This is a genomic window from Pseudomonas sp. GW821-FHT03A09, from assembly GCF_059421065.1.
The window spans coordinates 418,303-432,404 of the sequence record NZ_JBWKUX010000003.1 but is presented as its reverse complement, the minus strand read 5'-3'; the positions used below and the strand labels follow the sequence as shown (position 1 = coordinate 432,404).

The following is a 14,102-nucleotide window of genomic DNA, read 5'->3' as shown; positions in this document are numbered from 1 at the left end:
AGGGCTGTTTGTTTCGCTGAATGCTAGCTAAGCACTTTCAATTTAGAAAATACCTCCACCGCTTCAGATAACCGGATAGCACTTCTGTCGATAAAAAACACCTGTGCTCCTGGCAATTTTCCTGAAACGACAGCAACAGAACCATAAAGGGCGGACAGCTTCTTCTGTAAAGGTTGATCTGCTCCGTATTTTCGGCTGAACGGAAGAGGGTAAATGTTCACCAAGGCCCCAACCGTAAATGCGTTCGCGGCACCGAACACGTGGGCAACCGCAGCAGAAAGAGACTTATCAGAATGTTCGGTCATTAGCAGTAACAACGCATCCAGATCAGTGTCGGTAAGCACCTTTTTATCTTCCATGTCTCGGAAGCGCATACACATTCTCAGCGTTTCAATAGCTTTGCTTTTGCTTTCGGTAGACGACATGGCTTGGAGTCCCTAATTAGCGGAGGTCAGGAAAAGACCGATCTGCGGTCATAGAGCCATGATATCAACCTATCAACACCCTCTCACCCCTCAATAAGCAACCAACACAAATCAACGTCTTTGTCCCGCCTGTCGGCTTGCCATTCTTCATAAGCACGCCGATCTTCGTTTCGATCACCTCGCGCCCACCGCATCGATGGCATTGAACCATTGTGGCAGGCTTGGGCATCGCACGAACGCGCTTGCGCACCTGCTCCGCCGGAGTGTCCGGGGCTAGCGTGCCTTGGATGAGGTGAAGGCGGGATCTGTCAGTCATGATCTCTTGTAGTAGGCCAACAATTCTATGACGGGATCGGAGCCAGCCAAGGTGTAGACATGATGCATATGCTCACCTCCGTCTTTAAGAAAGCCATGTACATATTTAAGTTGTTGACCGTCGAGAGCGATCAATTCAATTTCTTGCGAAAACTCGGTGACATCTACTGTGCTACCACCCAGTGCTCCACCTATCAACAAAACGCTATTCATGAACCACCCCATTGATTAAGCAACTATCTTAGCGAATGCCTGCGCATCCTGCTGCTTGATCTGTTCGAGGGTCAGCCATTCACCGGTTGGCGAGTAGAAATCCTCAAGGCTCTTGCCGCCCTTGTAGAGTTGGTACCGCATCGGTCCAAGCACCTGGGCCTTGCGGGCGTCCGACTGTCGATCAAACCAAGTCCCGTAAGTCGTATCCCCCGGCACCTGGCCATCCATACTCGCTCGTTGACTTGGCGTCATCTCGTCAACCGGAATACCGAGCTCTCGCCATGACTTGGTTCGCGGCGTCGAAGTGCTCCGGCAGCAGAAGTGAATCCGTCCCGGACCCTGCAGCCACGGCACCTTGTGCCCTATCGGCTTGTGCGTGCCGACCTCATACGAAAGCTTGTCCCGAATGATGCAATCGGTGGAGGTCTTCGTGTCGAGGGTGCTGAGCCAATCTTCGGCCTTCAGGATCTCGCTGTTAGCCACGTTGAACTGTTCGCGTGCCGTGGCTGCTGTGTGGCTCACGGCAGTCTGCACGACCGCTGCCAGGTCCTTCCGTGGCCGCTCAAGGAAGCCGTCGGCATAGCCAGCCGCCCTGGTTCCGCGAATGCTGCGGATGATCTGGTCGGTGGTTCTGCCCTCCAGGTAGCCGGATCGGATCGCATTGCGAACCTTGACCATGCGCTCGGCGCCCACCTGCTTTCCCCAGTCACGCAACAGGCGCCCCTGGAATGGCCGCGACATCGCCGCGGCGTAGGCTTGCTCTCCACTGATACTTACGAGCGGGAAGCGAACAAGGACCGGCTCCGGAAAGGCCTTCTGAAACAATGTCTGCTGCCAGCTGGTTTCGTAGCTGGCGAGCTCCTGCAGGTCAGCTTCAAGGGCATTGAACACCTGGTCGTAAGCTAGGGCATTGACGGCCCTTACCTCGTCTAGCAGCAACTCCAGGCGCTCAACCGTGAAGGATTCAGCTGGCATCTGCTCGAGTGCCTCGGTCAACGCAGCCGAAAGACTGGCATCCGACCGATTCAACTGAGCGATGATGCGCCGCACCACGCCAAGCTTGTACTTCTCCAGCGACACAGCGTGAGAGATGTGCTCGTCCTGAAGGATCTCGTTGACCGTTGCCATTTAGAGAGCTCCGAGCGCTGGCCCCTGATCGGCAATTTTCTGCTTCTCAACCGTCCACTCAATGTCATCCGAGACCACGCCACGGCGCTTGTACTCATTGAACAGGGTTTCGTCAGAGAGCCGGCCTTGGGTTGCCATATTGAGCAGCAGTGGAAGAGTGGTTTCCGGGGCGAAGTCCACGTCGAAGTTGCCGTTCACCTTCACGTGGCCGCCTTCCTTCTCGCCTTTCCAGAGCGCGAAGTACTGAAGCACCTGGTCAAGCGTGTCCTCTAGCTGGCCAGCCATGGTTTGCAGCGGGCTCATTTCCTGAGCCGCCTCCTCCTCAGCTTGGGTTGCAGTCTTTGTGGACTGCTTGTCCTTCTGAAGTAGCTTCGCACCAGCGATGCGCATCTGATCCTCAAGGTCCTCCAGCGACTTGCGGCCAGCCTCAATAGCGGCGCCGGAATGCTCCACCCACTTCATGTCGCCGCCGGTGGGCAGCTTGGTAGCGGAACTGGTCCCGACCTTGAGCTCAAAAGCGTCGTCGTCGATACCGGAGATCATAAGCATCGGCACCCGGGCGACATGCAGGATGTTGTCCTGATCGCTCTGGGACTGCCAGTGCTTCTTGTTGAGATGTGCCAGCTCAAGCAAAGGCGGCGTTGCGGTCATGAAGCCCGTGCGCTTGGTGTAGAACGTGGCCAATGGGATTACTGAGAGTGAATTCGTTCCCTCTTCAGTCTTGGTCCACTCCTTCTTCCCGTTGGCGTCCCCGGTCTTGCGGTACACCCTCCAACCGCCAGGGATCAACACTCTGATTTGAGGGATGATGGTTACGCCGAAATCGCCTAAGCGCTCCTCAACAGTCTCCGCATACCAGAATTGGGACAACGAGCATTCGCCACCCTTCTCTTCGGTGAGCCAGCCAATGACCTGCTGGGGGTGAATCATCACCGCATACGGGCGAACGCCGGCGGCCTTCTCGTCCGCAGCAGTGCGTACGACAGAGTTGCCTTGTTCATCCTTAGTCTTCGGGTGATCAGCCAGCACATGGCATAAGCCATGGGATAGCCCGACCGTGAACAACTGCTGAGCCCAGACCTGCAGGTTATTGCCCTGCCGGTCGAAGTTCTGCGCATAGGTACTGATCGACTCCGGCACATCCTCGCCAAGCACAATGCTATCGGCGAACACCCTGCCCTTCATGTTCTGGACCGTCTCGCTGAACGCAGGAAGTAGCGTGGATAGCGAGAGGCGCTCTTTGTAAGCGTCGTCGTCTTCCTTTGGCCACTTTGGCAGGTAGGTCTTACCCGCCAGTTGCATCGCCTTCGTGCCACCCATCAGCGCGTCAACAAGAGCCCAGTCTTCGCGCATGGCGTCTACTGCCGGTAGCGTTTTGCTTGGGTCATTGCTCATGAGGTCACATTCTCAGGGAGTTGGTGAAAGCAGTCCGCTTAACGATCGGGTACTCGCGGTGGATGAAGTAGCCGCCGGCGTCGTTCGCGTGATCGATGCCGGCGGTTTTATCTGGCTCCCCGTTCGCGCCCCACACCTGCTGCTCCAGGCCATCGGCGTAGGTCGGACAGGTGAGCGAGTTGACCAGGTAGCGGCGCTCGCCCTGCGCATTGCAGAAGACGGCGTTCATTGCGTTGATTCGGTCCTTCACCGGCGGGTTTGCCGCTGGAGCGATGACAGCGAACCCGGCCTGCTTGAGCATGGCCAGGTCGGTGATACTGGCGTTCACGGACTTGCGCGAATCGCCCGAGGCATCCGGGTAGATCCTGATCTCGCAGGTCTTCTTGAAGTCGTTGCCGTCGTGCTGCCAGTAGCGCTCCTTGATGCGTCGGATCATGTCGGGCGTGTCATAGCCGTCGATCAGCTCATCTACAGCCCTGGGCAACCCCTGGTCGCGCTTAACGTGGATAATCGCCGCCATCTTGCCGACGTTGAAGTCCATCCCGATGAACAGCGGCTCTCCGGGCTGCACGGTGTCGAAGCATCCGTTGAGCTTGCGGTCGTAGGCCGTATAGATCGTGCCGGACGTCAGGTTGACGAACTGCCCCTTGAGGTAAGCCATGATCAACTGCGGCGGATACGACTCCATCAGGGAGGCGATGTAGTCATCCGGCAAGTTCAATTCGTTGTCGAAGGTGCTGGCCTGCACCAGGCCGTACATCTCTTTGAGCGATGGCTTGTCGCGCAGCTGCTTTACGAACTGCAGGAAGACGAACTTGAAGCCTTCCGGCGTCGTGGTGACATCCACCCCGTTCTTCAGTCCAGGCAGGTTGTACCGCATACGGGCAATGATCTTGCGCCAGGCCTGCTGAGCCTTGATGGCAGTCAGCACGTCCAGCTCATCCACCAGGGCGTGACCAATCTTGAAACCGACAATCGTCTGCGGCTTCTCCATCGATCTGCAAATCACAGTGCCGCGGTACTGCCGGCCGCTGTAGATGTGAACTTCGTGGTTCGCCTGGTTGATCTTGGTCTTCAGCCCCCAGTCGTAGGCCACCTCATCCATGGTCGGATAGAAGATGTCCCGGATCTGCGGGTAAGTCGGTGCGAAGTAGCCAGCGTTAACGCCAGGCCACTCCATGAAGTGCTTACTCAGTGCCGAACAGCCCACCCAGGTCTTGCCGCTGTTGTGATGGATAGCCCCATCGACAGTTACGTAGCAGTTGTTATCCAGCACCTGCAGGTCGTAGTAAGTCTCTACCACATCGAGTGCGACAACGCTTAAAATGTAGCAGGATTCGATTGCGGAGCTATTATTTGACGCCTCTAGACCAGAAAATTTGTGATCTTGCCCAGCCTGATCGCAGCGCATCAGAAGTTGCGAAGCTTGCAGGGTGCGAGCGCAGCCATATTTATCGCTGCATTGAGCGGTACAACCTGAAGCTGAAGCAGCGAGCGAAGCCTGCGCCTCGATCCAGCCTGAAGCAGGAGATTCTTGCCCTTGCAGGAGAGAATCGGACATCTGCAGAGATTGCTGGCCTTCTCGGGTGCAGCGACAAGCATGTGCAGAACACACTGAGGACTCACAACGCAGATCGACTGAGTCGCGGAGGACGGCTTGGCGAACTGAACCACAGCTACCAAGCAGGCAGAATTGTTGACCTGGATGGCTATGCGCTAGTCCAGGCTCCGGCCGACCACCCTCAAGCAAGGAAGACTGGCTTGATGTTCCAGCATCGGCTGATTGCCGAGCAGAAGATTGGCCGATACCTGCTTCCGTCAGAAGTTGTTGACCATATCGACGGGCTTCATCTGCATAACGACCCAGTGAATCTGCGAGTCTTTGATTCGAATGCTGATCACCTGCGTGCCACGATTTCGGGACTTCGGCCAAATTGGTCTGAAGAAGGCTTTGCGAAGATGCAGATACCATCTCACCTGAGACCAGCATATCCACGCGTCGATAGCTACCGTCAGCGCAGAGAACGCGGTGATGTCCGCTTGCTACAAATTCTCCTCGCTGCGTCACGACTCGGAATAGCGTCGCCGCACCTTTTGGGTACGCGCCACCACTTAGAGCAAGCTCAAATCGATCATTCGCAGCCGACCACGATAGAACGCGCATTGGCCGATCGATTTCCTGAATGGGCATAGGCCCAGACTCAGTCATAACCAGGGTGCTTCCTCGCAGGCACCCGAACCCGGCAACGAACGCGCGGAATTTGTGGGGCAGCGTGAGGAACTGAGCCTGCGGAACATTAAGGCTCGGCATTCGGCTTCCTCGCATCCACCACGTCGACCTGGATGCGGGTCGGGATTACCGGTTCATCGCCAACCTCTTCCTTCCGGGCCCGGTTGACGTAGATGTCGCCGCACTCTTTGGCAGCCTGCTCCAGTAGCTGGGCAGTCAGCGCAATGTTCTTCATGCTTTCGGCTTTCTCGGCCATGCGGCCAAGGGTGCGCAGTCGATGGGCGCGGTTGGCTATCGGTATCTCTGCCGTCTCCTCCCTGAATCGCTTGCGGGTGTCGTGAAACAGGGTCACCCATTTTGCCGCGAGGGTCTTGCTCGCCCGCTTGGTCGCATCATGGGATTCACAAAGCTGACGGGAGATCTCAATGCCGAATTCTTGTTTGACGGCCTCCACCACCTGAGAGGGGGTGTCAAAGCACGCCAAGGCCTGAACGATGAAGCCTTTCACCTCACTATTCAGGTTTGCCATAAATTGGATTCCGTCTAATGCCTGTCAAATTTCAGGCCGATCTGAGCAGACAGGTTCCGCAGGCCCTCGATATGTTCAATTTCCCCACCTCAGCAGGATTGTTTGCAGCGTCTACCAACTAAACGGCCAGCAGATGGGCCCAATTGCGGCCATGCACTATGTCTTGGATTGCTGCATGGCTAACCCCGTAGCGGCGCGCAAAAGACGCGCACTGGCCGTATGTTCCGGTGTATTCCGAACGTATAGCTAGGACGTCATTTTCAGTTAGGACGGCGTTGCTGTTTCGCGCACCCTCCCGTGAAAGGAGTCCAGTGCGGAATGCGTGTTGCATGTTTCCGCTGTGCGTGACGTATTCAAGATTATCAAGTCGCGGGTTCTGCTTGTTTCCGTCGATATGATTGACCTCGTGCCCCTCTGGGCATGCCCCGATAAAGACATGGGCAACAAGGCGATGGACATACCAATTCGTGACATCACCCTCACAGAAGAGCGCAACGGCGGGATACGCCCCTCCACCGGGAATGCGGGGCTTCAGGATTGCCCCAATGCGACCGCGACCGCGCTTCGGTTTTACTATGCGTTTGACCGAGCCGTAGTTGCTAACCGCATAATCAGGATGGCTTTGAATAACCTTCCAATGCTCAATCATTACGCAGACCTCATAAGACATGTGCCGCATGCACTGGCGATAGATGTGTGGCTTATCGACGGGGACTTCTTGGCGGCTTCGACCATGCGAGCCAAATCACCGTCTGGATGCCCCACGCCGTATCGCTCGACAACCGAAACGAACTCGCTGACGTCATGTCCGCGCAGGTAGAGCTTGGGCAGACCTTCCTGTGTGAACTTGGGTGCCCCGTACTGATCTGTCGCCTGGGAGATGTGATAAAGCTCATGCTCAACCAGTCGCAAAAAATCCACATCGCTGCACTGGGCGCAGTAGTCGGCAGCCAGCGTGATGATGAAAGCCGGCACATCGCCGAACCAATCACGCATCTGTTGCTCCATCCGAGCCTTCTGCCAACCGCCCGCGCGAAACGCTACCTGTTCGGCCTGGCCCAGAACTGTACGGCCCTGCTTGTTGAAGCTTGACGACGCCCACATGACCCGGATGTCTGCATCCAGTAGATGGGCATGGTCTTCGTTGTGAATGCTGCCGGTGTCGGCAAGGATCTCGGCTTGGAGCCAGCCCCATACCTCTGGCGCAGGACTAAGGCGGATGCCTAACTCAGAGAGACCAGACAACTCGATCAATGCGGCTGGCGGCGTAGGCCTTAACATCGAGAAGCTCCTTAACACGATTACGCTGCCCTGATATAACTGCCCGCCGACCGAACAAGCGCGCCTCTTCACATCTTTTCAGAAGGAAACTATAAGCATGGACTTCAGCTCAGTACCCGATTGCCTACTATTCACCGCTCGAACGCTAGCGTCGGCTCTTTACTGCATTAAAAGTGATAGGTACAGCGCAGGATCAGTGGAAAACGCGACACTTGTTGCAGACATTTGCGTACCGATAATCGAAAGTCATGACATGACCATCGCCATAGACGACTCCATTTCAGGAGTTTCAACACAGATAACTTGGCCTACTGGCGAGATAACCCCGCTCCCAACGGACGAACCACGGTACTGGGCGGATCAATTCGCGCCAGGCAACTGGTATAGATCCGACCTTAAGCGCGACCTCGAGAAAGCCCTTCGAATGCTGCGATAGCATTGGGTCGCAAGACTTCCGGCTCTGTGTGCCGCACCCACCTGCGGCACACCTACCCGGCCTTAGCCAGATCGATGATTACCGTGCGGATCGTACCGCCGGTGTTTGTGTCGCGCTTCGCGGCCATCTCAATTGCTTTGTATGCACTGGCACCCATATCCATTGCAGCGAACGCGAACGGCGAACCACTGCCGATGGCATAGATACGCGTTTGCAGGATTGGCGTCTTCCACAAGCCGGTGGTGTCGTCCACTGCGACATGCATCAGGCTCCCGCCATCAGCGACAAGTGCGGACGCGTCAATGTTGCCCTCTGGCTTGGCGCCGAAGTACACATCAACCAGGCGCTGATGGTCAGACACTGGGCCGGCGCAGAAAAACTTAACGCCCTTCTGCTCAATGCACTTCTCATACGCGTCATCCGTGATGATGTCCCCGCGGGTTACCTGGGAGTCATAGGCGATCACGCCGTCTTTGTAGGCAATGGTCGTCATTGAATAGGCCCCTCTCCCATGCGGAATGTCTTGTTGGTGTCGGTGTAGTCGCCGCAATAGATAACCCTGATCTCACCCCATACAGGGTGGAAGTCGATGTGCTCCCCATCAGAAGAGGCTACCGGGTCATCAAATACAACGGCGATTCCAGCCTTTGTGTCTGCGTATGCCACCCAGTTGGTGCGCACCCCGTCAATGAACACCAGTCGCCGGCCTCGGCCATCAGCAGCCCAATGGACGTGCTCGCCTGATTGATCGCTCATGCAAAGCTCCTTTCTCACGCCACGATTTGGCGCATTCGAAAACGTGGCGCGGATTACTCAGGCTTGCGGCTTGGCAGCTTGAAGTCGGTGACTCGGTCAGCGATGGCGCGGATCTTCTCCACGCCCAGGAAACCAACCCAGCCGCCAACAAAGGTGGCCATGCTCTGGGGTAGGCCGAAGAACTCCAGGCCGCTGATCAGCGTCACGGTCAATCCGCCACAGATAGCGCCCTCGACGAAGATCTGGCGACGAGTACCGCCGCCATAGATGATCCGCAGACCCGCCATGACAGCAGAGAGCAAGGTGGCATACAGCACTGGGGAGTGTCGGCTCAACCAGGCGAGCGCCATCACCCAGAACTCTGGTGTTTTTTCAGGCATCGTCATCTCGATATCCTCCCGGTGAGGGAGTGAAGGAATTGGTTTATGTGCGCTTGGCAATCAGCGCGTGCAGTTCACAAATCTTGGTGGCCAGGCTGTCGATACGCTCAGCAACTGCGCGGTTCTCGGCTCCCTGCTTTTCCTTGAGCTCGTCAAGGCGCTTGTTAACCTGACCCATCCCGATGTCGTCGATCCGCTCTTTCAGCTCTTGGCCCAGCGAGGTCTCGCCGATCTTGCTGGCGCGCTGGTCGAGCATCGCGCTGACCCCGCTGGCCTTCAGCGCATCCCCTGGCTTCGGAGCATCACCGGTATAGCCGCCATCGCACATACAGCTCACGCGGAACTTGTCGGCACCCAATAGGAACTGAGAAGGCAGGCCCAGGCCAACGCCGGCGACGTAGTACTGCCCGTTGGCCAGGGCCTGCGTATTCACCGACCAGTTGGCGGTGAGCTTGCTGTCGAGACCTTCATCACTGGCAACATCATCTCGCTTTACACAGACACGACCATCCGCGTCTACGTACACGCCAGGGATGGGAGCGTAGAAGCCAGCGCCGATCTTGGCTTTCCTGACCGAACCATCCTCGACAAAGGCCTCGTTGATGAAGACCTGGTCGCCATCAACCTTGAAGGGCTCGGCCTGCTCGGGCTCAGCCTGGGCCGGAATGTCGAGTTTGATCCGCACAACGCCGTCATGCGTGACGGTCATCAAGCCGTCTTTGATACTGATGCGCGTGCCGGCCGCCTTCGCCTTCTCGTGACGGGCCTTGGCCTCTTCCTGAGTTTCCTGACGAACGTAGGTCAGCGTGGTGCGGTAGTCCGAGCCATCACGATCGAAAGAGAAATCATCGGTCTTGAACTCGGCACTGTCGCGGCACTCTGACGGGATTTTTGCCAGTTCGGCGCCGATGAAGGCATAACGCTCAATGGCATTGGCCGGAAGATCGTAGTCGGACCACTCGCAGGCGGTGATCGTGATCGGCTGAGGATCGCTTGGCAGCGTTCCTACCTGGAGCCTGGCGCTGCTCAGTTCGAACTCGCCCGACTTTAGGTCGATCTTCAAGCCGGACATACCCGGCACGTAGTCGCTGGATTGGATAGAGCCGGACATTTGCTGTGCCTCATAACGAGAAAAGGCCCGCCGACAGGGCGAGCCTCGTAAAAGATCAGCTCCAGCAGCACTCCCAGCTCGGGACTATGGGTGTGTCGGGGCCGAAAATAGGAAGGCCCCGGCAAATGCCAGGGCCTTGGCCTGTCACGTAAGGACAGGAGAAAAGCAAACGGCTGCATATGCAGCCCTCTGCGCCTTACGGCAGCAGGTCGTATGTCACGTAAGCCGTACCGCCGCCATTCTGTGTCATTGCTACCCACAGGCCCTGGCCGGCAGGAATGGTCACAGAGAACGGAAGAGTGGAAGAACCGCTAACGGCGGACAAGATAACGGGCACGTTGGTCACCCAGCGCCCTTCCGGAATGGTCGTGCCGGTACTAATAAATCCGTTCCCGACGGGGCTGATCATCGTAGCGGTCCGGACTACAGCGCCATTGACGTTCTGTGCCGGAGTGAAAATTGCCTCTGCGTAGCTGGTTGCGACCGACTTGAAACGGCTGCCGATTTGTACTGGTTCCATTTTTTCACCTATTGAGTCGAATGATTTGTCGCGGAGAATTCCGCATTCATGTCGCTCAAAGGCGATTGCTCGAGGCTCGTGGCCTTCACATGATTCAACGTCCCGCATCGGGAGCATTTGATCTGGAGCTCTGTAAACCCACCCGTGCGGGCGAGAAGTCTTTTGCAGTTACCGCATCTGAATTCTTTCAACATCTGCAAATTCCTTTTGCTGAATTACCCTTTCCATGGGCAATAAAAAACCCGGCGCCAAGGCCGGGCATGAGATTAAGTAGTGAGCCCTTTAGCTTGTAGGTATCACGTCAGTCACTGCGGCTGCAGGAGCCTCCAAAGCAAGCCGCTGCTGCCGCTTTTCCTCAAGCAATTCAACGATAGAGACCCGATGTTTTTCGGTATGCGCGAGGAATGCGGATCTTGGAAGCAAAAGACGTACAGGTGCAGGCAGAAGCTCAAAAGCTTTTTCCGCAACAAGCAAAAACGCTTCGTCATCCTTGATGCGATCATGCGTAACAGTAAGCAGGCCATCAACCACGACGCGCTCTATCTGTGGCCAATTTTTTTCCAAATACTCAGTCGCTGCGTTTGCCCCCTCTCCAACAGAGTTAAGGACTGCATCCTTCGCTGAGATCGCCGTCTCGCTAACGGCTTCTGACAATGCCTTTGCCTTGTCGGCCAAAAATCCGAACATATTCATCCGCTCCATGAATGCACGATAAAGATTTATCGACACCGATCGAGCGTTCTTTAGAACAAATTTCTAGCATAGAAAACCCAGCGCTTGGCTGGGTCTAGGATTTGTGAAAATCAATAATCTAGCTGGTGCAAGATTCTCCGAATTTCTCCAGCGTCAATCGTGGCCTGCATCGACTGGAAGAGCAGCACCACGTTGTGGCCTTGGAGCGCAGAATAAAGCTCATGTCCAAATTCGGTTTTACGCTTCACGCCCAGAATGGCGGGGCCATGCCCAGATGCTGGTGCCTTCTCAATCAGGCCAACGAATTCCATTTGGGCTGCGAGCGTTTCTGCCCAATTGTGGAAGTCTTCTACTGGCGGGAGCTCACGCTCTCCAAGACTTTCGAGATGTCTTCGATACGCAGACCCAGCGAGAGAGGGAGTAAATGATTGCCCCTCGTTGGCCGAGGCCAGAATACGCTTAGCGAGCTCCCACATTTCCATACATATCACTCCTTTGAAGTTAGGAGGACTCTGCCATGACTACGGAAAATAAAAAACCCGGCTTGATGGCCGGGCTTTACTGTGCAACCTCAACGCGCAAGATCGACAGGATGGGTAAATACTCTCTCACTTTCTCACTCGTTGCAATGGCTTTCTGCTACGCAGCACAACTTTCGATTAATCCTTCCGCATCAAGCAGTTCCTGAGCAGCCGTCAGCGCTTCGTTCACCTGGTCATCGAGCGTCTTGCGGATCCCTGAGCGCCACCGGTACCGGGTCGATTCTGGCTTGCCGTCGTTATCCCAGTTGGTGATGTCGTACCAAGCGGCCGGCAACACCGCGGCGGATCGCTTGCCCTCGGCACCGGCAACCTGCGGAATGGCCCATGTCAGCACTGCGCACTCACGAAACCGTTTCGGTGCCGGCGACTTCACAGAGTTCAGCAACTCCAGAATGGCACCGTGCTTGCGCTCTTCGTGAGTGGAGTACTTCGCTACCAGTGCCCGCCAGTGTGCAGGGGTGAGCGCCTTGTGCAGACGACCGAACACCCAGCAGTCCTGCAGAAAAGCCGCTTCCTTTCCGACGATCTCCCCCTTCTGCTTGGCGCACTGCACCTTAGGCTCGAAGTCGCAGCCGCCGGCAGAGTTGATTGTCTCGGCCGCAAGCGCCCGAACCACCGCTGAAACAACGTTGCGATACGTCATGCTGCTGCCCTCTTCAGTTCTTTGGTCATTGCCCGGTATTTGGCGGTCATCGCCTTGAGTTGTTCGACGGTGTAGCGCTTTGGCTCATGCGGGCCTTCCAGCCAATCGATCTGGTCGATCCCGACGCGGTTAACCAACTCAACTCGGTAGTTAACGATGTTCCCCGACAAGTGCTGGTTACATGGCACGCATTGTTTGTGGCAGTTGAGCGGTTCGAACCGGAGGGCTGGATTGCTCTTGACCGTCCGGTAATGACCGGCGTCATATTTGCCCTGATGGTGTCGTCCGCAGCTGATGCAGGGCAGTTGGGCGTCTCGTTCTCTCACCCAGGCATTGAAAGCCTTCTGCGTATCCTTCATGTGGTCGCTGCGACTCTTCAGGGCCTCCTTGCGCACCTTGATCTCGCGGCGACCTGCTAGTGCCAGGGACTTTTTCTCCTTGGCCTTCTTCACCTCGACAACGGCCAGAGCACACTTCGGACTGCACACCGCCTGCCCCAGGCGCTGCGGGACGAATGAGGCCCGGCATGCTGGGTTCTTGCAGGTTTTGGGCTTGGGTTGTTTGGCGGCGAGCATCAGTCCTCCTCCTGCAGTCGCTTGCGATAGGCCTGCATCGCTCGCTCGTTGCGCGCCTTTCGTCGCTTCTGGTTAATCGGCTCCATAACACGGAGGAAGCCCCAAAGCAGGGGTACCGAAATCGGGAAGGTGACAAGCATCATCAGCCGAATAGCGAACGCGGTTAGAGCGAAGCCGAAACGGTAGATACCTTTCCAAGCCTCTAGGTACATATCCCCGTCAAGCAGCCCTGTAGCAGCCTGCCAAGCGATATAGCGCATGCTGAATTTCTGTCTCATAGCGCTTTCCTCGCGGCACGCTCAACTTCGGCCTTACGGTCACGGCGCTTGCGCTCGAAGTCTCCTACTGAACGCTTGCGCCGCTGGTCCAGTACCACGCCAACGACAAACGCCACGGCAATCAACACTCCGAAAATATCCGCGTAATTCATCAGTAGCGCCCTCCCCACTTGTCCTGCTCGGTCCACTTCACGTCATGTTCAGCACCGAAGGCATGCATCAGCTCGAACAGATCGCTGAACCATTTCTGAGACTGCTTGCGAGTCGAGACACCCAAGACGACATAACCACCGTCGATTCCAGGCACCACGTCCTGCTTCATCAGCGCTGAGCTGAATACGTGCTTCCAGTCTTCGTCCGAGAGTTTCTTGCCGTACCACTCGACCTGGCTGGAGACATCCTTGAGCATCGCCCACATCTTCCTGTTGCAGATGTCTGGGCGCTTCTCGTCCTTGATCACCACCACCTTCGGCTTGGATAGATCGATGGCGTGCAGTGCGCCGTAGAGACGGTTCAAGTCGCCCGCGCTGCGAATGGCGAACTCAGCCATGGAGCGCCTCCTTGTTCAGCGAATACTCAAAAGGTACAGTTGCGCCGCCAACCTTCTGCACCCATACGTTTGGGGAGAGTCCGAGCGGGTGTAGAAGGATGG

General features: G+C 56.5%; 22 protein-coding genes and 1 pseudogene. 1 reads left to right on the top strand and 22 read right to left on the bottom strand.

Features of this window, described 5'->3' with window-relative positions; translation table 11 throughout:
- Window positions 1-23: 23 nt before the first annotated feature.
- From AC07V4_RS07395 to AC07V4_RS07375, 5 genes are all read right to left on the bottom strand, one after another.
- Entirely contained in the window at window positions 24-425 is a 402-nt protein-coding gene (locus tag AC07V4_RS07395; protein WP_492635378.1) for a hypothetical protein, read from the bottom strand.
- 312 nt (window positions 426-737) lie between these two features.
- Window positions 738-953, bottom strand: coding sequence for a hypothetical protein (locus AC07V4_RS07390; RefSeq protein WP_492635379.1), 216 nt, complete (start codon window positions 951-953; stop codon window positions 738-740).
- 15 nt (window positions 954-968) lie between these two features.
- Window positions 969-2,081 (bottom strand): hypothetical protein, encoded by a 1,113-nt coding sequence (locus AC07V4_RS07385; RefSeq protein ID WP_492635380.1) that lies wholly within the window; start codon window positions 2,079-2,081, stop codon window positions 969-971.
- Complete coding sequence (locus AC07V4_RS07380; RefSeq protein WP_493074830.1) at window positions 2,082-3,434, bottom strand: DUF4055 domain-containing protein; 1,353 nt, start codon at window positions 3,432-3,434, stop codon at window positions 2,082-2,084.
- 46 nt (window positions 3,435-3,480) lie between these two features.
- Window positions 3,481-4,758 carry a terminase large subunit domain-containing protein gene (locus AC07V4_RS07375; RefSeq protein ID WP_492635708.1) on the bottom strand — a complete coding sequence of 426 codons (1,278 nt, stop codon included), beginning with the start codon at window positions 4,756-4,758 and terminating at the stop codon, window positions 3,481-3,483.
- 74 nt (window positions 4,759-4,832) lie between these two features.
- Between AC07V4_RS07375 and AC07V4_RS07370 the strand changes: the two genes are divergently transcribed.
- Window positions 4,833-5,669: an HNH endonuclease gene (locus AC07V4_RS07370; RefSeq protein WP_492635709.1), complete on the top strand. Its 837-nt coding sequence runs from the start codon at window positions 4,833-4,835 to the stop codon at window positions 5,667-5,669.
- A 104-nt stretch (window positions 5,670-5,773) separates the two neighbouring features.
- Here the strand turns inward: AC07V4_RS07370 and AC07V4_RS07365 are convergent, their stop codons facing one another.
- From AC07V4_RS07365 to AC07V4_RS07285, 17 genes and pseudogenes are all read right to left on the bottom strand, one after another.
- Entirely contained in the window at window positions 5,774-6,235 is a 462-nt protein-coding gene (locus AC07V4_RS07365) for a DUF2280 domain-containing protein (RefSeq protein WP_492635382.1), read from the bottom strand.
- A 31-nt stretch (window positions 6,236-6,266) separates the two neighbouring features.
- A pseudogene (locus AC07V4_RS07360) lies at window positions 6,267-6,353 on the bottom strand (putative metallopeptidase); the annotation flags it as partial.
- Entirely contained in the window at window positions 6,354-6,884 is a 531-nt protein-coding gene (locus AC07V4_RS07355) for an NUMOD4 motif-containing HNH endonuclease (RefSeq protein WP_492635383.1), read from the bottom strand. It abuts the pseudogene before it with no gap.
- The gene (locus AC07V4_RS07350) at window positions 6,884-7,516 is read right to left on the bottom strand and encodes a putative metallopeptidase (RefSeq protein ID WP_492635384.1); all 633 of its coding nucleotides are present in this window, start codon (window positions 7,514-7,516) and stop codon (window positions 6,884-6,886) included. Before AC07V4_RS07350 ends, AC07V4_RS07355 begins: the two co-directional genes overlap by 1 nt.
- Window positions 7,517-8,004: 488 nt before the next feature.
- Window positions 8,005-8,445, bottom strand: a complete 441-nt coding sequence (locus AC07V4_RS07345) for an Ntn hydrolase family protein (RefSeq protein WP_492635385.1) — start codon at window positions 8,443-8,445, stop codon at window positions 8,005-8,007.
- Window positions 8,442-8,708: a hypothetical protein gene (locus AC07V4_RS07340; protein WP_492635386.1), complete on the bottom strand. Its 267-nt coding sequence runs from the start codon at window positions 8,706-8,708 to the stop codon at window positions 8,442-8,444. The genes AC07V4_RS07345 and AC07V4_RS07340 overlap by 4 nt, the downstream gene beginning before the upstream one ends.
- Before the next feature lie 53 nt (window positions 8,709-8,761).
- A complete protein-coding gene (locus AC07V4_RS07335) occupies window positions 8,762-9,094 on the bottom strand; it encodes a phage holin, lambda family (RefSeq protein ID WP_492635387.1) in 333 nt (110 codons plus the stop codon).
- 37 nt (window positions 9,095-9,131) lie between these two features.
- Window positions 9,132-10,199, bottom strand: a complete 1,068-nt coding sequence (locus tag AC07V4_RS07330) for a phage tail tip fiber protein (protein ID WP_492635388.1) — start codon at window positions 10,197-10,199, stop codon at window positions 9,132-9,134.
- 196 nt (window positions 10,200-10,395) lie between these two features.
- Entirely contained in the window at window positions 10,396-10,719 is a 324-nt protein-coding gene (locus tag AC07V4_RS07325; RefSeq protein WP_092489149.1) for a hypothetical protein, read from the bottom strand.
- Window positions 10,720-10,727: 8 nt separating this feature from the next.
- A complete protein-coding gene (locus tag AC07V4_RS07320; RefSeq protein WP_492635389.1) occupies window positions 10,728-10,913 on the bottom strand; it encodes a zinc finger domain-containing protein in 186 nt (61 codons plus the stop codon).
- An 88-nt stretch (window positions 10,914-11,001) separates the two neighbouring features.
- Entirely contained in the window at window positions 11,002-11,406 is a 405-nt protein-coding gene (locus AC07V4_RS07315) for a hypothetical protein (RefSeq protein WP_492635390.1), read from the bottom strand.
- A gap of 116 nt (window positions 11,407-11,522) precedes the next feature.
- The gene (locus AC07V4_RS07310) at window positions 11,523-11,894 is read right to left on the bottom strand and encodes a hypothetical protein (protein ID WP_492635391.1); all 372 of its coding nucleotides are present in this window, start codon (window positions 11,892-11,894) and stop codon (window positions 11,523-11,525) included.
- Window positions 11,895-12,051: 157 nt separating this feature from the next.
- The gene (locus tag AC07V4_RS07305; protein WP_492635392.1) at window positions 12,052-12,597 is read right to left on the bottom strand and encodes a hypothetical protein; all 546 of its coding nucleotides are present in this window, start codon (window positions 12,595-12,597) and stop codon (window positions 12,052-12,054) included.
- A complete protein-coding gene (locus AC07V4_RS07300; RefSeq protein ID WP_492635393.1) occupies window positions 12,594-13,172 on the bottom strand; it encodes a recombination protein NinG in 579 nt (192 codons plus the stop codon). The genes AC07V4_RS07305 and AC07V4_RS07300 overlap by 4 nt, the downstream gene beginning before the upstream one ends.
- Window positions 13,172-13,450, bottom strand: coding sequence for a hypothetical protein (locus AC07V4_RS07295; RefSeq protein WP_492635394.1), 279 nt, complete (start codon window positions 13,448-13,450; stop codon window positions 13,172-13,174). The genes AC07V4_RS07300 and AC07V4_RS07295 overlap by 1 nt, the downstream gene beginning before the upstream one ends.
- Window positions 13,447-13,602, bottom strand: a complete 156-nt coding sequence (locus tag AC07V4_RS07290; protein WP_492635395.1) for a hypothetical protein — start codon at window positions 13,600-13,602, stop codon at window positions 13,447-13,449. Before AC07V4_RS07290 ends, AC07V4_RS07295 begins: the two co-directional genes overlap by 4 nt.
- Window positions 13,602-14,000: a recombination protein NinB gene (locus AC07V4_RS07285; RefSeq protein ID WP_492635396.1), complete on the bottom strand. Its 399-nt coding sequence runs from the start codon at window positions 13,998-14,000 to the stop codon at window positions 13,602-13,604. Before AC07V4_RS07285 ends, AC07V4_RS07290 begins: the two co-directional genes overlap by 1 nt.
- Between the last annotated feature and the right edge of the window lie 102 nt (window positions 14,001-14,102).

What these genes read in the sequence shown, in the direction of transcription:
- AC07V4_RS07345 (WP_492635385.1), bottom strand. Translation starts at nt 8,445, where the DNA reads ATGACGACCATTGCCTACAAAGACGGCGTGATCGCCTATGACTCCCAG.
- AC07V4_RS07290 (WP_492635395.1), bottom strand. Translation starts at nt 13,602, where the DNA reads ATGAATTACGCGGATATTTTCGGAGTGTTGATTGCCGTGGCGTTTGTC.
- AC07V4_RS07330 (WP_492635388.1), bottom strand. Translation starts at nt 10,199, where the DNA reads ATGTCCGGCTCTATCCAATCCAGCGACTACGTGCCGGGTATGTCCGGC.
- AC07V4_RS07355 (WP_492635383.1), bottom strand. Translation starts at nt 6,884, where the DNA reads ATGATTGAGCATTGGAAGGTTATTCAAAGCCATCCTGATTATGCGGTT.
- AC07V4_RS07340 (WP_492635386.1), bottom strand. Translation starts at nt 8,708, where the DNA reads ATGAGCGATCAATCAGGCGAGCACGTCCATTGGGCTGCTGATGGCCGA.
- AC07V4_RS07380 (WP_493074830.1), bottom strand. Translation starts at nt 3,434, where the DNA reads ATGCGCGAAGACTGGGCTCTTGTTGACGCGCTGATGGGTGGCACGAAG.
- AC07V4_RS07365 (WP_492635382.1), bottom strand. Translation starts at nt 6,235, where the DNA reads ATGGCAAACCTGAATAGTGAGGTGAAAGGCTTCATCGTTCAGGCCTTG.
- AC07V4_RS07300 (WP_492635393.1), bottom strand. Translation starts at nt 13,172, where the DNA reads ATGCTCGCCGCCAAACAACCCAAGCCCAAAACCTGCAAGAACCCAGCA.
- AC07V4_RS07315 (WP_492635390.1), bottom strand. Translation starts at nt 11,406, where the DNA reads ATGTTCGGATTTTTGGCCGACAAGGCAAAGGCATTGTCAGAAGCCGTT.
- AC07V4_RS07395 (WP_492635378.1), bottom strand. Translation starts at nt 425, where the DNA reads ATGTCGTCTACCGAAAGCAAAAGCAAAGCTATTGAAACGCTGAGAATG.
- AC07V4_RS07390 (WP_492635379.1), bottom strand. Translation starts at nt 953, where the DNA reads ATGAATAGCGTTTTGTTGATAGGTGGAGCACTGGGTGGTAGCACAGTA.
- AC07V4_RS07310 (WP_492635391.1), bottom strand. Translation starts at nt 11,894, where the DNA reads ATGGAAATGTGGGAGCTCGCTAAGCGTATTCTGGCCTCGGCCAACGAG.
- AC07V4_RS07295 (WP_492635394.1), bottom strand. Translation starts at nt 13,450, where the DNA reads ATGAGACAGAAATTCAGCATGCGCTATATCGCTTGGCAGGCTGCTACA.
- AC07V4_RS07385 (WP_492635380.1), bottom strand. Translation starts at nt 2,081, where the DNA reads ATGGCAACGGTCAACGAGATCCTTCAGGACGAGCACATCTCTCACGCT.
- AC07V4_RS07305 (WP_492635392.1), bottom strand. Translation starts at nt 12,597, where the DNA reads ATGACGTATCGCAACGTTGTTTCAGCGGTGGTTCGGGCGCTTGCGGCC.
- AC07V4_RS07325 (WP_092489149.1), bottom strand. Translation starts at nt 10,719, where the DNA reads ATGGAACCAGTACAAATCGGCAGCCGTTTCAAGTCGGTCGCAACCAGC.
- AC07V4_RS07320 (WP_492635389.1), bottom strand. Translation starts at nt 10,913, where the DNA reads ATGTTGAAAGAATTCAGATGCGGTAACTGCAAAAGACTTCTCGCCCGC.
- AC07V4_RS07350 (WP_492635384.1), bottom strand. Translation starts at nt 7,516, where the DNA reads ATGTTAAGGCCTACGCCGCCAGCCGCATTGATCGAGTTGTCTGGTCTC.
- AC07V4_RS07285 (WP_492635396.1), bottom strand. Translation starts at nt 14,000, where the DNA reads ATGGCTGAGTTCGCCATTCGCAGCGCGGGCGACTTGAACCGTCTCTAC.
- AC07V4_RS07335 (WP_492635387.1), bottom strand. Translation starts at nt 9,094, where the DNA reads ATGACGATGCCTGAAAAAACACCAGAGTTCTGGGTGATGGCGCTCGCC.